This window comes from Bacteriovorax stolpii, assembly GCF_002872415.1.
In the GTDB taxonomy this organism is placed as follows: Bacteria; Bdellovibrionota; Bacteriovoracia; order Bacteriovoracales; family Bacteriovoracaceae; genus Bacteriovorax; species Bacteriovorax stolpii.
In genome coordinates this window covers 2,861,091-2,876,379 of sequence record NZ_CP025704.1, presented here as the reverse complement: position 1 = coordinate 2,876,379, position 15,289 = coordinate 2,861,091, and the positions used below count along the sequence as shown (strand labels likewise).

Annotated in this window: 15 protein-coding genes; 9 read left to right on the top strand and 6 right to left on the bottom strand. The window is 41.9% G+C overall.

Annotation, left to right across the window (positions count from 1 at the left end; all coding sequences use genetic code 11):
• Nucleotides 1–135: 135 nt before the first annotated feature.
• The 3 genes from C0V70_RS14085 (at nucleotide 136) to C0V70_RS14075 (ending at nucleotide 2,683) form a co-directional block, all read left to right on the top strand.
• Nucleotides 136–1,371: a TolC family protein gene (locus C0V70_RS14085; protein WP_158649695.1), complete on the top strand. Its 1,236-nt coding sequence runs from the start codon at nucleotides 136–138 to the stop codon at nucleotides 1,369–1,371.
• Nucleotides 1,368–1,871, top strand: a complete 504-nt coding sequence (locus C0V70_RS14080; protein WP_102244502.1) for a YkgJ family cysteine cluster protein — start codon at nucleotides 1,368–1,370, stop codon at nucleotides 1,869–1,871. Before C0V70_RS14085 ends, C0V70_RS14080 begins: the two co-directional genes overlap by 4 nt.
• Nucleotides 1,872–1,984: 113 nt before the next feature.
• Nucleotides 1,985–2,683: a transporter substrate-binding domain-containing protein gene (locus tag C0V70_RS14075; RefSeq protein ID WP_102244501.1), complete on the top strand. Its 699-nt coding sequence runs from the start codon at nucleotides 1,985–1,987 to the stop codon at nucleotides 2,681–2,683.
• Here C0V70_RS14075 and C0V70_RS14070 read toward each other — a convergent pair.
• The gene (locus C0V70_RS14070; RefSeq protein ID WP_102244500.1) at nucleotides 2,680–3,774 is read right to left on the bottom strand and encodes a M14 family zinc carboxypeptidase; all 1,095 of its coding nucleotides are present in this window, start codon (nucleotides 3,772–3,774) and stop codon (nucleotides 2,680–2,682) included. The two genes, C0V70_RS14075 and C0V70_RS14070, sit on opposite strands and share 4 nt — an antisense overlap.
• A 185-nt stretch (nucleotides 3,775–3,959) precedes the next feature.
• Here C0V70_RS14070 and C0V70_RS14065 point away from each other — a divergent pair, with 185 nt between their 5' ends.
• A complete protein-coding gene (locus tag C0V70_RS14065) occupies nucleotides 3,960–5,687 on the top strand; it encodes a mechanosensitive ion channel family protein (RefSeq protein ID WP_102244499.1) in 1,728 nt (575 codons plus the stop codon).
• A gap of 28 nt (nucleotides 5,688–5,715) precedes the next feature.
• Here the strand turns inward: C0V70_RS14065 and C0V70_RS14060 are convergent, their stop codons facing one another.
• Nucleotides 5,716–6,168, bottom strand: a complete 453-nt coding sequence (locus C0V70_RS14060) for a DUF3465 domain-containing protein (protein ID WP_102244498.1) — start codon at nucleotides 6,166–6,168, stop codon at nucleotides 5,716–5,718.
• A 54-nt stretch (nucleotides 6,169–6,222) separates the two neighbouring features.
• Entirely contained in the window at nucleotides 6,223–7,140 is a 918-nt protein-coding gene (locus C0V70_RS14055) for a hypothetical protein (protein ID WP_102244497.1), read from the bottom strand.
• A gap of 226 nt (nucleotides 7,141–7,366) precedes the next feature.
• Here C0V70_RS14055 and C0V70_RS14050 point away from each other — a divergent pair, with 226 nt between their 5' ends.
• Complete coding sequence (locus tag C0V70_RS14050; RefSeq protein WP_102244496.1) at nucleotides 7,367–7,615, top strand: hypothetical protein; 249 nt, start codon at nucleotides 7,367–7,369, stop codon at nucleotides 7,613–7,615.
• A gap of 210 nt (nucleotides 7,616–7,825) precedes the next feature.
• On the opposite strand, the gene C0V70_RS14045 is transcribed toward C0V70_RS14050, so the two are convergent.
• The gene (locus tag C0V70_RS14045) at nucleotides 7,826–8,959 is read right to left on the bottom strand and encodes an agmatinase family protein (protein WP_102244495.1); all 1,134 of its coding nucleotides are present in this window, start codon (nucleotides 8,957–8,959) and stop codon (nucleotides 7,826–7,828) included.
• A gap of 71 nt (nucleotides 8,960–9,030) precedes the next feature.
• Between C0V70_RS14045 and C0V70_RS14040 the strand changes: the two genes are divergently transcribed.
• Both C0V70_RS14040 and C0V70_RS14035 read left to right on the top strand, forming a co-directional pair.
• On the top strand, nucleotides 9,031–9,744 hold the full coding sequence (locus tag C0V70_RS14040; RefSeq protein WP_102244494.1) for an SIMPL domain-containing protein: 714 nt from the start codon (nucleotides 9,031–9,033) through the stop codon (nucleotides 9,742–9,744).
• Nucleotides 9,745–9,813: 69 nt separating this feature from the next.
• Complete coding sequence (locus C0V70_RS14035; protein ID WP_133566598.1) at nucleotides 9,814–11,121, top strand: cytochrome-c peroxidase; 1,308 nt, start codon at nucleotides 9,814–9,816, stop codon at nucleotides 11,119–11,121.
• A gap of 2 nt (nucleotides 11,122–11,123) precedes the next feature.
• On the opposite strand, the gene C0V70_RS14030 is transcribed toward C0V70_RS14035, so the two are convergent.
• The gene (locus C0V70_RS14030) at nucleotides 11,124–13,133 is read right to left on the bottom strand and encodes an LTA synthase family protein (RefSeq protein ID WP_102244492.1); all 2,010 of its coding nucleotides are present in this window, start codon (nucleotides 13,131–13,133) and stop codon (nucleotides 11,124–11,126) included.
• A gap of 88 nt (nucleotides 13,134–13,221) precedes the next feature.
• Between C0V70_RS14030 and C0V70_RS14025 the strand changes: the two genes are divergently transcribed.
• Together C0V70_RS14025 and C0V70_RS14020 are read left to right on the top strand one after the other, a co-directional pair.
• Nucleotides 13,222–13,614, top strand: a complete 393-nt coding sequence (locus C0V70_RS14025) for a ketosteroid isomerase-related protein (protein WP_102244491.1) — start codon at nucleotides 13,222–13,224, stop codon at nucleotides 13,612–13,614.
• Nucleotides 13,615–13,622: 8 nt separating this feature from the next.
• On the top strand, nucleotides 13,623–14,597 hold the full coding sequence (locus C0V70_RS14020) for a hypothetical protein (protein WP_102244490.1): 975 nt from the start codon (nucleotides 13,623–13,625) through the stop codon (nucleotides 14,595–14,597).
• On the opposite strand, the gene C0V70_RS14015 is transcribed toward C0V70_RS14020, so the two are convergent.
• Nucleotides 14,584–15,153: a hypothetical protein gene (locus C0V70_RS14015; RefSeq protein WP_133566599.1), complete on the bottom strand. Its 570-nt coding sequence runs from the start codon at nucleotides 15,151–15,153 to the stop codon at nucleotides 14,584–14,586. The genes C0V70_RS14020 and C0V70_RS14015 overlap by 14 nt on opposite strands.
• Between the last annotated feature and the right edge of the window lie 136 nt (nucleotides 15,154–15,289).

Genomic DNA, 15,289 nt, shown 5'->3' with positions numbered 1-15,289 from the left:
CTCTTCAATATTGACCGTATAACTTTTTAAGTTAGACACTTTTAGCACTTATCAATGAATATTGGTAGAAAGATTTACACTCCTTTCGCCCTTTGTTTTAATAAGTTTGCACTATTTACACCCCCGAGAGGACCCATGCCTAATAGACCAATGATTTTAGCTTCATTCCTGACTTTCATTACACTTTCAAATGCCCAGGCCATCACACTTGGGGAGAGTTTCAATAGCGCTCTTTTAAACAACCAGGCCGACAACATCAATGAGTCACGCCTTCGCCAGAGCTTTGAAGAAAAAAGACAAGGACAGGGGACCTACCTTCCGACTTTATCGATCAGAGGAACTTACTTAAAGCAGGAAAATTACGATGACCAAAAGACATTGGGATTGAACCTGACGACGAGCCTCTATAACGGAGGACGAGACAAGCAATTGATTGAGAACTCTGAGACAAATGTTCAAATTGCTAAAAACCAGAGACAAATCGACCGCGTGAACCTGTATATGGAAGTGGTTGAGGCCTACTATAATTACGTTTTAAGCTGGAACGATTTAAAGAACCTGGACCTTCTAAAAAAACAAAGTCAGGAGCGCGCTGATGAAATTAAAAAGCGCGTGCAGATCGGAAGATCAAGAAGAGGAGAGCTTCTTCAGGCCGAAGCTCAGCTCGCTTCAGTTGATGCCCAGACGTCCGATGGACAGGGGCTTTTACAACAAAACGAAGCGAAGTTTTACATTCTTACGGGGATGGCAAAAAATGAAAAAGTAGAGCTGGCCTTCGATGAAGTGAAAGAGGAAAAAACTCTGGATGAATACCTGAGTCTTGCTCTAAAACGTGAAGATGTAAAAAACAGACAATTAGAAATTGACCGCTTAAATGGACAACTAAATATTTCAAAAGCTCACTATATGCCAAAGCTCGATTTACTATCGAACTACTATGCGCTTAAAGAAGGTGGCTCGAGTGCCTCAAGAAATTCTGACTGGGACGTTGGCCTTAATCTTTCAATTCCACTTTATGAAGGGGGAGTTTCTCAAGCACTTGTAAGAGAAGATTTAGAGAGAAAAAAGACAGCAGAGTACCAGCTAACTGACTACCAAAAAAGCGTTAAAATCGCAGTGACAACAAGATATGAAATGTTCCGCCGTTACCACGATCAGATCAAAAAATTTGAAGTAGCGCTTGATAAAGCAAAGAGAAGTTATGAAGAAACGGTAAGAGATTATCGTTTAGGACTAGTGACAAACCTTGACGTGTTGTCATCTCTTAACTTATACCTGAGCAGCAAACGAGACGCAGAAAAAACAAAAATCCAGTCGGTCATGAATCAAAAACTACTGGAAGCAACTGCAGGGATTATTCCAGAAGTATGAGTTCAAACCCGGTTATCACATTACAGGAAAACGCCTCGGGATTTTTTGATAAAATCCACGCGAAACACGCCACACAGATGGAGTGCAAGAAGGGGTGTTCTAAATGTTGTCAGACCGACATAAGTGTTTTTGAAATTGAAGCTGACCGAATCAGCGATTGGTTTGCCTCTCAATCTCCAGAGGAACAAACGAGGCTCTTGGAGCTTTGGAAGACGCCTCATCAGGAAAGCTATTGTACATTTTTATACAACGACCAATGTACAGTGTATGAAGGGCGTCCGCTTATTTGCCGCACACAAGGGCTTCCTCTTTATGTGGCCACCGAAAATGTTCTGGATTACTGCCCGCTGAATTTTAAAGATGGTGACCCACCGAAAGAGGATTGGCTTAACTTAGAGCGCATGAACACACTCTTGTCATTTGCTGCAACGACAACGAAAAAGGACCAGCGTATCAGGCTCAAAAAGCTTAAGACTAAACTTTTAAGTACTCTAAAATGATTAGACCCCACTAATCTTAATCAATTCCTGAAAAATTCATTATTGTATAAGCAGAACATTTTTTACATAATCGTCCGATGCCTTTAGGAATATTAAAAAACATTTTTTATAGTTTGCTTATTATCCTGTCATTAAACGCACAGGCCAAAGCGACTGACAAAAGCATTGTTGTCCGCGTGGGAGGTTATGACTTTGCTCCTTTTGTAGAAAAAGAAGGGAGTGAAGGAGTCGTACGCGAATTGATTGCCAAGCTCAATAACACCCAGAAAAAATACCATTTCGAATTTGTTTATACGAGTCCCAATAGAAGATACAAAGATTTTAAACTTAGAAAGTTTGATATGATTTTCTTTGAAGATGAATCATGGGGCTGGAAAGATAGAAAGATCAACTACGCTCGCACTGGGATTCTCACACAAGGGGAAGAGATGGCCATTGCCCTTAAGTACGACCGCGATCAGTCTTACTTTGATAATTTAGATAAAAAGAAAGTCAGAATTATTCTGGGCTTTCATTATCAGATCACGGATATGAAGACTGACCAGGATCGAATTCTAAAAAAGGGAATTGAGCAGGGAAGAAACTATCATGAAAATGTGATGGATCTTTTGGATAAGAAAATCGATATCACTTATGTGAACTCTCTTTATTTAAAACGTATGTTTGAGCTTGATAAGGAATTAAAGGAAAAGATTTTAGTGGCGCCAAAACCGGATCATTCTTTTGTTCTAAGAGGGCTTATTCATCCCAGCTCTCCAATCACGGTCAGTGAATTGGAAAAACTGGGATTAAATAAGATGGTTGAAGATTAAGGAATAGCTCTTTCGATAAATCTTAGAAGAGCAGCTTTGTTTTGTTGATAGTAGTAATCAACTCGAGAGTATTCCGGCCATTTATTGTTGGAAACTTCAATCGTGATCTGCATATCCTTTCTGTAGTAAATACTCCAGTCCTGCATCCCACCGTTCACTTCATACCAAGCATAGCCGTTAGTGATACCGTTTTGGAAAGCCGTCGATGTACTGATGTATGGAGTAAGACCTGCGTATTCAAGACATAGTTCTTTAATGAAAGCTTCTTGCGGGAATTTGTCCGCTTTTGTATCCCAAGGGTAGTTTACGACTTCGGCCCCACCGTGGAAGTTAGCAGAAAGAACAAAGTTTCTTGTCTTTTGCCAGTCCATCACTGCTTTTGTTTCCGGTTGTCTCCCTTCTGTTGTGTCTTTGTTATCTGACGTTGAGAAATCCGGGAAGTCGCGGTTAAGATCGACATATTTTGCATTACCGCGAGTGCTGGCAGCGGCCCCATCCGGGTTCATTGAAGGCATGATGTAGATTTGAACGCGGTCAAGGAGGTTGGTGATTTGCGGGTCTTTTCCGTAATTCATGGCCAGGTCTTTAACTAGTCTTACCATCATTTCACGACCGACGATTTCATCTCCGTGCATGTTGGCGATGTACTTAAACTCCGGGCGCTCGTCATTAACATTTACGTTGCTTGAGAGTTTAATCACCCATAGGTCGCGGTTTTTAACACTTTTTCCGATTGAGAACATGCGGGCGATTTCAGGATATTTTGAAACGACACCTTTGAGTTCTTTTTCGATTTCTTCCGGAGTCGGGTATTGCCCCTTCGCCTTCTGTGCACCTGCTGCGATTTTCATCGAGAAGTGTGGGATGTTATTTGTAACCAGGAATTCTTTCAGTCCTTTTGGCCCGTAAAGTTCAAATCCACCTTTTTCAATGTGATCGATAGTTAACTCTGGTCTTGATTTTAAAAGTTCAAAAATGTGTTGGTCAGAGCTTTGGATGTAAAAAGATTCTTCGACGATTTTCGCCTGTAGTGTTGAAAGGCACAGGAAGGCCATAAAAGAAACTGTAAGAGCAGTAAGCGTTTTTTTCATTCATCTCATCCTTGAGAAATTATGTATTGAAGGAAAGCTTACTCCTCCAAATATGACTTTCCCAACGAAAGAATGAAGTGTTGGATTTATTAAGATTATATGACTTAAAAGATCAGGCATAGTTCCTTGACCATAATGACCCTTCAAGGTAAATTTTTAAGGCTTAAAACTCGAAGGAACTTGCTATGTTAACGCGTTACTTATCAATTATTTTACTCTCACTTTTGACTATCACTGCCCAGGCACAAATACCGACATCGGTAGTGAGAGACGCCATTGAAAAAACTAAACCAGCCAAGAAAGAAGCGGCCCCGGAAGAAAGTTCGCAGGCCTATTTAAAATATGAAGAGCTGGAAAAACTTAAGAACCCACAAGAAACCATGCGCACTTTTGTCGAGGCCATGGATGAAGTTAAAAAAGGCAATGGTCAGTCCCGCGCTTATTTTGATCAAGCGGTAAGAACATTCAACCTTTCAAAGGTAGATGAAAACTTAAGAGAGAAGACGGGAAGAAAGGCCGCTGAAAAGCTTATCAATACTCTCGATCGCATTACTAAAATAGATTTCACGCACATTCCAGTCGATCCCAACGGCACGAAATGGTACTTCAGAAAACAATCAATCACTGAAGACAATCAGGTGATCGAAGCAGAGATTGCGATTGAAAAAAATGTTGATGGGGCATGGAGATTCACACCTGAGACGGTAAACACTATTGGGGCCCTGTATAATTCAGTTTCTCACTTACCAGTTGTGGCCGGAGTTGTGGAATACAAAAACTGGAAGACGAGACTCAAAGATCACATGCCGGCATGGGCGAGTGAAGAGCTTCTAATGTTCACCAAAGGACAATGGCTTGGCTTCCTGGCCATTTTTGTAGTGGCGATTATTGCTCTTAGCCTGATGCGTTTTCTGACGACTCTTTATATTCGCGACCTGGTGAAAAAAGAATCGCTGGATTTTAAGGAAAAAGACCAATACAAATCGACTCTTTCATTTGGACTGCTGGCCTTCTCACTAGTGTGTATGGCCGGAGTGAAAACAATGGAGCTCGACACTGAGACTTACGATATCTTAGTGCGCGCGTTTTATATCTTGATTGCGCTTTCTTCCGTCTGGTCTTCGGTAAAGATCGTCGACATTATCAGTATGCACTTTGCAAAAATCGCTAAAGACACTGCTAATAAGTTTGATGATGTTCTGGTGCCGATGCTCTCTAAAACCGCCAAGGTTTTGGTTGTGGCCTTCGGGACTATTCTGGTGGCCCACAGTTTAACCTTCGATATCGGCAGCATCCTTGCCGGGCTTGGGATCGGGGGGGTGGCCGTTGCCCTTGCAGCAAAAGACACGATTTCAAATCTCTTTGGATCAGTCACAGTTATTATGGATAGACCATTTTTAATCGGAGACTACGTTATCCTCGATAAAGGTCTTGAAGGGACAGTCGAAGAAGTAGGCTTTAGAAGTACGCGCATCAGGACTCCACTGCAGTCTCTTGTGAGTCTTCCCAATAACGTCCTGGCGAACATGGCGATTGATAACTACGGCATGAGAGGGATGAGACGCTACAGGACTTTTTTGGTGATGGATTTATCTAACCCAATGGAGAAGCTGGAAGAGTACTGTGAGCGCTTAAGGTACATCTGTCAGATTCACCAATTGATTGAGACATCTAATGCGCAAATTTACATCAATGACATCACTGATAAATCAGTGAACATTCTGGTTAACGTTTTCTTTAAAACGAGAGAGGGAAGTGTTGAGCTTGATGAGAGACATAAATTTATTGTTGAAGTGCTAAAGATTGCCAAAGAAATGGATGTGAAGTTTGTTTCAACGAGCACGACTCTACTTATGAATCAGAATGCAGGATTGCCAAAGCTCGAAGCAGCTAAGCCCGACAGTCTTCTTTAAGAAGTTTGCCGGGCCTGGCGTTTAGTAATTACTTAACTGGTACTTCGTGTTCGCCGTAAAGTTGTCCATCGATGATTGAGAATCCATCTGGGTGGCTTCCGTGTGGATCGAAATGAGTCCAGTGAACCATTCCGTCACCAACTCTTAAGAATTCACCACAAACAGAAATCTTTTTACCAACCACTAGAGGAATTCTTCCGAAGTCCAGATTGCTTACGATTTGAAGTTCAATGTCTTTATCAACTTTGATGAAGAATTTTTGGTGTGGAAGTCCTGAATGGTCTTCGCTTTTAATTTCGCTGATGATGCCCGCTACATAAACCTGAGGCTTATTAGCGCGACGGTTACCCATAATTGATCTTAATTGGCTAACGTCAGTTTTTAGGATTTCTCCGTTTCTGTTTCTACAGTCAGGAAGAAATTCAGATGCAGATGCACCGATTGAGAGAACTAGACTCAAGCCCACTAGAAGTGCTTTCATGAAACCTCACTAAAAAAATTTGTCATTAAAATACGTGAACCATGATCAGGGCGTCTAGTTCTTTATCAGTTTTCTAATACCTTTTAAATCTTTTCCCAGGTCCTGTAAATAAGCGTTGTATCTCAAGGTTATTTTTTGGTCAGGACCCAGAGTTTCACTTGCCACAATCTTATTATAGCTATCCTGATTGACAGGGAAAGCCGTCACTAGGAGTTCTTTATTTAGCTTTTTACTGATGGTTGAATAGATCAGGAGGTAGTCGTTTTCTTCTCCTGCTTTTTTTCTTGGAAGCTTCACCAGTGTAGTCACCAGCGTGTATTCCGGCAGGATTTCTTCTACGCGAGTGACGTCTAGTTTTGAATAATCAAAAGTGAAGACTTCATTGGCCACGTTTTTTAGCAGGCTCAATTGAGTTTTATCTTTGAAGGCCAGTGAGCCCGCAAAAAAAGTGATGTTGGAAAACATTCCACCTTCAATCGCTTCTGGTGAAAGACTGTTGGCCTCCATATTAAAAGCAAAATTTAAAGTGGGAGCAATCCATCTTTTTCTTTTGTAGCCATATGGAGTGTTGATTACGCTAAAGAGATACCCGTAAGTGTGGATGATTCCCGCATGAACGATGTTGTTATCGTTTTTAATATTAAAGCGGGCCTGAAGCTCACCGATGATTTTTGGATCGACGATGATTTTTTTAGCTCCCGAATCGAAGTTATAACTTTGGCCCCAAAACATCGGAAGGTATGGATCTTTGGCATCAGTGATGATTTGGTTATAAAGAGCAGGGTGGTTTTCTTCAAGGACATCAAAGAATGATTCTTTTTCTTCAATCGCTTCCATAGATAATTCATTCCAGAATTGGTCTTCGCCCGGAGTGTGTGCCGAGATGTTTCTAGTGCTTTTAGACTGAGAAGGAGAGTGAGAACAAGACAGAGTGATTAAAAGAACGGCAATAAGAAGAAGGGTTTTTTTCATATTCCTGGGCCTCGTAAAGTTTTATGTAACCTTATCATTTGGGTGGCGAAAAAACCTCAAAAAATGGGCATTTTAAGTAATAAAAAGTTCGTACTATTTTGGATTAACTCGGTGATTTCTGAGGCGCCCCCAAGAAAATTTTAGAATTTCCCCAATGACACCTATAATGACCACATCGCATCTGCCACCCAAACCATCAGGCAGGTCAGCGATAGGAGTTAAGTCTATGCATATGACAAATGAAAACAGTGAGACACCAAACGGCTACTCATTCTGGAGTGCCTGTATCGCAATGGTGACGTTCTTTGCGATAGCTGATGTGTTGACTGGAGGTCTAGTGAGAGAGTCTGTCGTGAGGAATCAGACAGAATATGCAGTGACGTTTGCCTTTGTGATTGCCACTCTTGGAGTTTTCGCCAAAGAGTCTCCGCCTGGGCTGAAGTTCGTTCGCGCGTGCTCACGCCACAAATTATGACGACTGCATGAAATTTTCAGGGATGTTTAAAAGGGCTGCTTAAAGGACAGCCCTTTTTATTTTTATAGTGTGAAAATGGTTTCTGAATGCCATCTACGTCGTTGCCTCGGCGTTCGGGCGTGCGACGTACGGTCGTACGTCTCCTTCCTCACTTACTCGGCGCCTAGTATCTGGCATCCATAAACCATTTTAAGGATTATGGGGGAGGGATTATCTAAGTTTGATTAGACCCTGGCTCGCAAGAGCGGCAGAGGTCATCTTATAAAGCAGGCGCATGCCTACGTTTGCGTCCCATTCATCGGCCTTGTCTTTTGGTGATGGGGCCACTTCAACCAGGTCAAATCCAACGAGAGTGCGCTTAGATCTGATAAGTTCATTGATGATGAAGACGACCTCAGAGTAGTCCAGGCCCCCGGGAACTGGGGTTCCTGTGTGTGGGCAGTATCTAGGGTCGAGTCCGTCAATATCAAAAGAGATGTAAACGTTTTTTGGCAGGTGAGAGACGATCTCGCGGGCGATCTTTTCGAAAGATTCACCAGCTAGTTTTCTTCTTGTTAGGTTTTGGTCGAAGTACACTTCAACTTTTGGGTTTGCTTGTGTGTATTCGTATTCTTGTTGGCAGAAGTCGCGGATACCAACTTGAACTAATTTTCCAACTTGAGGGATTTTTTCCATCACGTTGTGCATGATTGAAGCGTGAGAGTTTTCAAAGCCCATGTAAGCGTCGCGAGTGTCAGAGTGCGCGTCGAAGTGAAGCACTCCTAGGCCTTCGTATTTTTCAGCGTAAGCTTTGATTGCTCCAAATGGAGTGGCGTGATCCCCACCAACAACAACTGAAATTTGGTCGTTGTCTAAAAGCGCTTTTGTTTCTTTGTAAACTTCATTGTTAAGATCGTTACAAAGTGAGTTTACTTTTTTAAGGGCCGCTTGAAGTGTTTTGTTTTTTGCCATCGCTGCATCGTCAGCGTCGATAATTTTTTTTGCCAGGGCGCGACCTTCGCGGTTTAGCTTCTTAATTTTTGCGCTTTCTTTTTTCATGAAAAGACCAGCTTGGTAAGCGTCGATGTAATCCAGGTCGAAGAAATCGATTTGCTCGCTCGCCATTAAAATTGCTTCAGGACCTTTTGATGTTCCTGCTTGGTATGACGTTGTCACGTCCCAAGGAATGGGAAGGTAGACGACTTTTGCTTCGTGCTCTTTAAAGGGAAGACCGTAGATGCCGTCTTTGCTTGATGCTTTAGCATTTGGGTCAATCACTGTTCTACCTTCAGCTACTGGCTTTACTTTTGTTTTGGCCTTTGCTTTCGGTGTTATTTTCTTTTTTGCAGTTACTTTTTTCGTCATAAGAATCGCTTCCAATTTAAGGTTTTTTAGGTGAGAATTTTTCAGGCGTAGACTATCACAGGGAGAATTTTATGCGAAATGTTTTTCTTTTTTTGGCCTTTATTTATTCAAGCACACTTCTGGCAGATAACGTCAGATTAATCTCGGTAAGTGGCCAGGTGGAAAAGTCATTTCAACCGGATATCGTCCGTTTAAATATCACGGTGTGGGGCAAGGGAGCGTCAGCAAAAAACGCTCAGGAGAATAACCAAAAATCCTTTGATGTTTTTAAGAAGAGTATTGAGACTTACAAAGTGAAAAAAGAAGATGTTCGCACGACGACTTATGAACTTAATCCGGAATATGTTTACGATCCAAAAACAAATAAGAACAATATCACTGGTTATACAGCGAACCAGGGGCTCTCAATCACTTTAAGAAAAGTTGATGAGGCGGGGGCCTTTGTTGATTCTCTCAATGCAGCTTCTAAAAGTAACACTGGTGGAGTGAATGTCGTTTCTCTGGGCTTTGATATTGATAAGCGTGCAGAAGAGGAGAGAGCTCTCCTGGGAGATGCTGTAAGAGCGGCTGAGGCCCAAGCTGAAAACCTGGCAAAGGCAGCGAAGGTAAAACTAAAAGGTGTTTATCGCCTGAGTCCTCAATCGGGAAATCGCCCTATTCCGATGATGGATGGTGGTGCGGCCATGGAAATAGTTTCTGCAAAGCGTATGTCTGCTCCAACTCAGTTTATGAGTGGTGAAGTGAAGATTGAAGGCATTGTGTCAGTCGATTACTTAATCGAGTAGTAAGGTTTTTAAGTCAATTGTCAGAAAGTTTGAGTGGTCAAACTTTCTGACTTTCAATACCATCTGCCCATGAAATTCACACACCCTACATTTCTTGGCCTGGCCCTAGGCTTCTTCTGCACATCTGTATCTGTGCATGCAAGCAGTTTAGATAATTTTATCCGTAACCGTATGGAGCTTTTTGATATCACTCCCTACCAAACACAATCCTTAGAGCAGACTGACGAGTTCCAATCTAAAATGAGACTTGGACGCATGCTCTTTATGGACACTAATCTTTCTGGAAATAGGAATATTAGCTGTATGGTTTGTCACCACCCGATGAGAGGGACGAGTGATGGACTTCCACTCTCGCAGACGGTTGATGGCAAAGGTGTTTTAAAAAGAAATTCACCAGGGCTTTATAACGTCGGCGATAAATTCAGCACATTTATGTTTTGGGATGGAAGAGTTCATTTTCATCCAACGAAAAAAGTTTTTACAACTCCTGAGCCTGCGCTAAACGGGCCCACACCACAGGCCGCAGAGATTGCCAAAGCGATGACAAGTGCGCTTGCTGCTCAGGCCATTTTCCCACTGGTTTCTCATGAAGAGATGAGTGGAAAAAAAGGTGAGAACGAAATTGCCGACGCTAAAACAAATCTTGAAGCGTGGGATTTAATCATTAAAAGAATCACTCAAGAAACAAACGGTGCAGGATACATCAATCTCTTTAACCGTGCTTTCCCTGGCCAGCCCAAAATGAACATCGGTCACGTTGGAGAGGCGATTGCAACGTTTGAGCGCTACCAGTTTCAATCAAACACTTCTGGCTTTCACCGCTACGTTGCTGGAGATAACTCAGCAATGACGGAGCAAGAAAAGAGAGGTTTTGTGGTGTTCATGGACCGAGGAAGATGTATTGCCTGTCATCAGGGGAATCTTCTGGGACTCAATACTTTTTTTGCTTCAGTTGGAGTTCCAAGTTACGGGGCCAAGCCGTTTGAAATGGATATTGGAAGAGGGGAAATCAACAACGAAAGATTCAGGGCCTTCTTCTTTAAAACGCCAAGCTTAATTAACGTTGCTTTAACTGCACCTTATTTTCATAACGGAGCTTTTAGCACAATTAGAGAAGTGCTCAATCACTACAACAATATTGAAAAGTCCCTCAACACTTACACTATTACTGATGAAAGAAGAAAACTCTTTCCAGTAGAAGTCGAAGTGAGAAACTCGCAAAAAGATCTTAGTGAATTATTTGCTTCTATTGAGGCAGGATTCTTGAGAAATGGTCTGGGATTATCAAGCGCGGAACTGGATGATCTGGAAGCCTTTTTAACCGGGGCCCTGACAGATCCAAAATGGGATCCGCGAGGGCCAAAGTCTAAAAAATAAAATTACATTCTAGGGTTGTGGTGAAGCAGGTATCTTGCCGATTCGTACAACCCTTTTGTCAGAGTTTCCATTTCTTTGTACTTCTCTGGGTATTTGTCTTTTACGTTCTCATCAGAAGGATTCTCACTCCATTTAACCAGTTTCCCGGTTTCTCTTGAAGGGATGTATTCAAAGTAAAAATCTTTGTCTACTAAACTGATGTTGAAAGGTGCGTACCAGTTGTATGAGAAAGCTGCACGGTATTCGTCAAAACGAGGATTGAATAGATCGCGCCCGAGTCCTCTTGTTTTGTATGGGATTCCCGCAAGACCGGCAACTGTTGGCATAACATCCATTTCAGAAGCAATTTTTGTTTCCACAGCTGGAGCAAAACGCTTTGGAGAGTGGATAATCATTGGAACGTGGAATCCATTAGCTAAACTTTTTTGCCAGTCTGGAACATTCTTCGCATTGTTGTGTGGAAGACCGTGGTCACCGAAAACAATGAAGATTGTGTTGTCGTACCAGTCTTCTTTTTTGGCCATCTCAAAGAATTTTCCAAGAGAGTAATCTTGCAGTCTCATGGCGTTGTATTCTTCAAAAGACTCGAAGCCGTATTCTTTAATCTGAGCTTCAGAAATATCTTTCGGTGTTTTAATTACAAACCCATCGCTGTCTTCAGGGATAGTGTAAGGACGGTGGAAGCCTGCTGATTGAATGAAAGCAAAGAATGGTTTTTTCTTTTCAGTGTACTCACTGTTTAGTGTAGCAGCTGATTCTTTAAACAGGTTAAGATCTGAAATTCCCCATACGTCTACGCGTGGAGCTTTATATGAACCTTCTTCGAAGATATGCAGGTCAGGAATGTTGTAGCTGAAGACTCCGCGGATATTTCCCCAGTTAGCACTTCCTCCAAGGAAGTAGTATTTTTCGTAACCTTTGAATTCTCCCATGATAGCGTGTTGGTTAACGATGAATGGGTTTCTCGATCCTGTTTTTACTCGCGAGGTATCGGGAAGACTGGTCACCGCTGCAAAGATTGAACGAGCAGTTGCGACAGTTGGAGTATAAAAATTAGAGAAGAGGATAGACTCATTTGCCAGTTGGTCCAGGTAAGGAGTCGGGTTAACTTCCGATCCACCCACACCTGTTTTATACCAGGCCATTGACTCCATAACGATGACAACGATGTTTGGTTGCTGAGAGCTCTTTGCTGTATCACCAGGAAACGAACGGACAAAATTCAGGTTTTTACTGTCGGGTTGGTCTACACCTAAAAACTTGGCCACGACATCGTATGAAGCAAGTGCTTTATCTTTTTCATACTCCGCGTTTCTAAACGTGTATGTGTCGGCCACATAAAGAATTGGGTTAAGCGAAAGGTTAGAAGTAAAGGTGTCTGGAGTGGAAAAAGCTTCTGACCATCTCAGTGGGTACATTTGAACACTGCCGTAAAGACCCCATCCAAAAAGCACCAGAAAAATGAAGCCACCTAAAAAGCGCGTCTTGTTGTTGCCATTAAGCGGAGAGCCCATCAGTTTTGGTGTGATGAACTTGACGATGATAAAACTAAAAACCGCTGTCATCACTACAATTAACGCTAGAAGTGCTGGCCATGGGTAAGATTCGCGGACCATTTCAAATGAGATGATCGGGTTTTTTAAGAATTGGATCACGGTCGCATTCAAACGTGACTTTAGGTAAGCAAAGTAACCAACGTCAGTGACATAAAGGAAACTGATAAGCCCGAAGAAAATGGTGTAAAGAATGTTCATCAGACGGACTTTAAACGCCGGGTTTAGCGGGAGGTTGATCAAGATCATTGCTGGCAGAAGAAGGGTCATGGCCAGGCGGACATCAAAGCGGAACCCAAGCCATAAGTTTTGAAGCACCAAGTGAGTGGTGCCAGGCGTGATGTTGTCTTTGAAGTAAATCAGGAACCCTATTCTAAAAAGCGTATAGAGAACGACTTGAAAGAGTAATAACGAGTAAAGAAACTTCAGTTTCGGTGTGCCAAAATATTTATTTTTCATATCCCTATTTATACGCTTAGGCTTGGAAAAATAAAACAATAAAGATAGAGTTAAAGGACTATTTTTGACTGTGGCCAAGGGGTTTTTTATGAAAGATTTAATCGCACGTTATTTTGAAGTTTTCAACAAAGGCGACGCAGCAGCGATGCTGGCCCTGGTGGACGATAATATTGAACACGATATCAACCAGGGAAAAACTCAGGTTGGAAAAGCGAAATTTGAGGCATTTCTTCACCACATGAATGAATGTTACAAAGAGGATCTTAAAGATCTGACAATCATGGTTTCAGAAAACGGGAAAAATGCTTCTGCGGAGTTTATGGTCCATGGAACTTATTTAAAAACTGACGGCTCTCTTCCAGAGGCGAGAAACCAAAAGTACTTTATTCGTGCTGGAAGCTTCTTTGAAGTCAAAAACAACAAGATTACTCGCGTGACGACTTACTACAACCTTCCGCTTTGGATTGAGATGGTTAAATAAAAAAACTTATGGAAAAGAACTTGATTTTTTCAAGCAGACTAGAGGACTTTGCCAAGATTTTCCTGGCGACGTTTTTGGTTTTCTTTTTCATGATGATGACAGATGTCATGACCTCGACGGCCTTTCTTCTGGTGACGATTTATTTCCTGGATGGGGGGCATGTCTACTCAACACTGCTTGAGGTCTTGGGTGATCCGGAAGAAGTGAGGAAAAAATATGTTTGGATTGTCCTTTTGGGATCGTTCTTTCTTAATTTTTTTGTCCATCTTATTTTCACAGATTATTTTTTCTACTACATTTTCTATTTCACTATTTATCACAACATGAGACAGGGCCTGGGTGTCACTTTCCTTTATCGTATTGGTGAAAAACGTGCGGTTTTTGTGGTGAAGTGGGGTTATTATTTCCTGACAATGCTGCCTTTTATTCTTTTTCATATGAAGCCCCAGATGACGGAAGGAAAATTGGGCGAAGCCATTATTAAGCCAATCGATCTTTATCAAGTTTTTTCAGCGCAATCCCTCGAGAGTGCTTTTAAAGCAGGGGTGATCCTTTACATCGTCGGGGCCGTGCTTATTGGTGCTTATTTAATTTATAAAAAGAATGCCAGAGGCTTTTTATCGATGCTCTTTTTTATGGCGGTCTACGCTTACGCTTTTTTAATTTCAACTAATGAAATGAAAAGTTATGCGCTTCTTATTTTCTCTCATGCTATTCCGTACTATTTTTTGATGGAGAAGAGATTAGGGGTGACTCATAAACTCAATTTTATGCAGCGATATGCCTGGTTGTTTCTATTAGTGATTTTTGCGATTGGTGGAGTGATTGATTATTATCAGACAGATATTGTGGACTTGATGGAGCCTTTTGATTCTCTGGCATGGGCGCTTTTAACTACGCCGCTTATTTCACATTTTATCTACGATGCCATTATCTGGAAGCGAGGAAATGAGCGCTTTCACGCTTTTGTTACTCATACATAGCAGTGCCTAAGTTCACACATCTTTCATAAGTTTGAAAAAGTTTGCGATTAAACATGCGCGCCACTTTCATCTCTTCAAGTTTTTGTTTTGAAGGGCATGGAGGAGTCGCAGTTATTGTCGCCGTTGTGTCTGTTGGTTTTGGTTTCGGTCTTTCGTTCCACCCCATCAGTTCATCAATGCGCGAGATCACTCCGTTTTGTGCCCTCACAAGCTCCTGACATTTTGCTACTAATTTAGGATCGCGGCTTTCTCCAGAGCGAGGAGAGCAATGAACCATATTATATTCAACTTTAATGGCCACTTTCTTTAATTCAGCATTAAGCTTTTCGCTTGTCGCCTGAAGTTCTGCTACTTCTTTTCTGATAGCTTCCTGATTGGCGGCATAAACGTCTTCAATACACTTAATCCTGATCTTCTCAGCATCGCTCAAGAGACGATCGAGAAGTCCTGGTTTAGCCCCGCACATTTCATAACCAGACCTGGCCTGAACCAGTCCACTGATCATCAGTGCCAGAACGAAAAGAAAGAAAAAGGTTGCGGCGTGGAGTTTTTTCATAAGTTGAGTATAAAGCATATCAGGCTTAGTTTCTCTGGAGAAAAAGATACCATTTGTTTTGCAGAGTGTTTTTGTCAGACATTTAAGTAGGCATACTTTGAGGGATTGAAGGGGGGAGCCCTCTCTGCGAAAATAA

What these genes read in the sequence shown, in the direction of transcription:
- C0V70_RS14085 (WP_158649695.1), top strand. Translation starts at nt 136, where the DNA reads ATGCCTAATAGACCAATGATTTTAGCTTCATTCCTGACTTTCATTACA.
- C0V70_RS14080 (WP_102244502.1), top strand. Translation starts at nt 1,368, where the DNA reads ATGAGTTCAAACCCGGTTATCACATTACAGGAAAACGCCTCGGGATTT.
- C0V70_RS14070 (WP_102244500.1), bottom strand. Translation starts at nt 3,774, where the DNA reads ATGAAAAAAACGCTTACTGCTCTTACAGTTTCTTTTATGGCCTTCCTG.
- C0V70_RS14065 (WP_102244499.1), top strand. Translation starts at nt 3,960, where the DNA reads ATGTTAACGCGTTACTTATCAATTATTTTACTCTCACTTTTGACTATC.
- C0V70_RS14060 (WP_102244498.1), bottom strand. Translation starts at nt 6,168, where the DNA reads ATGAAAGCACTTCTAGTGGGCTTGAGTCTAGTTCTCTCAATCGGTGCA.
- C0V70_RS14055 (WP_102244497.1), bottom strand. Translation starts at nt 7,140, where the DNA reads ATGAAAAAAACCCTTCTTCTTATTGCCGTTCTTTTAATCACTCTGTCT.
- C0V70_RS14050 (WP_102244496.1), top strand. Translation starts at nt 7,367, where the DNA reads ATGCATATGACAAATGAAAACAGTGAGACACCAAACGGCTACTCATTC.
- C0V70_RS14045 (WP_102244495.1), bottom strand. Translation starts at nt 8,959, where the DNA reads ATGACGAAAAAAGTAACTGCAAAAAAGAAAATAACACCGAAAGCAAAG.
- C0V70_RS14040 (WP_102244494.1), top strand. Translation starts at nt 9,031, where the DNA reads ATGCGAAATGTTTTTCTTTTTTTGGCCTTTATTTATTCAAGCACACTT.
- C0V70_RS14035 (WP_133566598.1), top strand. Translation starts at nt 9,814, where the DNA reads ATGAAATTCACACACCCTACATTTCTTGGCCTGGCCCTAGGCTTCTTC.
- C0V70_RS14030 (WP_102244492.1), bottom strand. Translation starts at nt 13,133, where the DNA reads ATGAAAAATAAATATTTTGGCACACCGAAACTGAAGTTTCTTTACTCG.
- C0V70_RS14025 (WP_102244491.1), top strand. Translation starts at nt 13,222, where the DNA reads ATGAAAGATTTAATCGCACGTTATTTTGAAGTTTTCAACAAAGGCGAC.
- C0V70_RS14020 (WP_102244490.1), top strand. Translation starts at nt 13,623, where the DNA reads ATGGAAAAGAACTTGATTTTTTCAAGCAGACTAGAGGACTTTGCCAAG.
- C0V70_RS14015 (WP_133566599.1), bottom strand. Translation starts at nt 15,153, where the DNA reads ATGAAAAAACTCCACGCCGCAACCTTTTTCTTTCTTTTCGTTCTGGCA.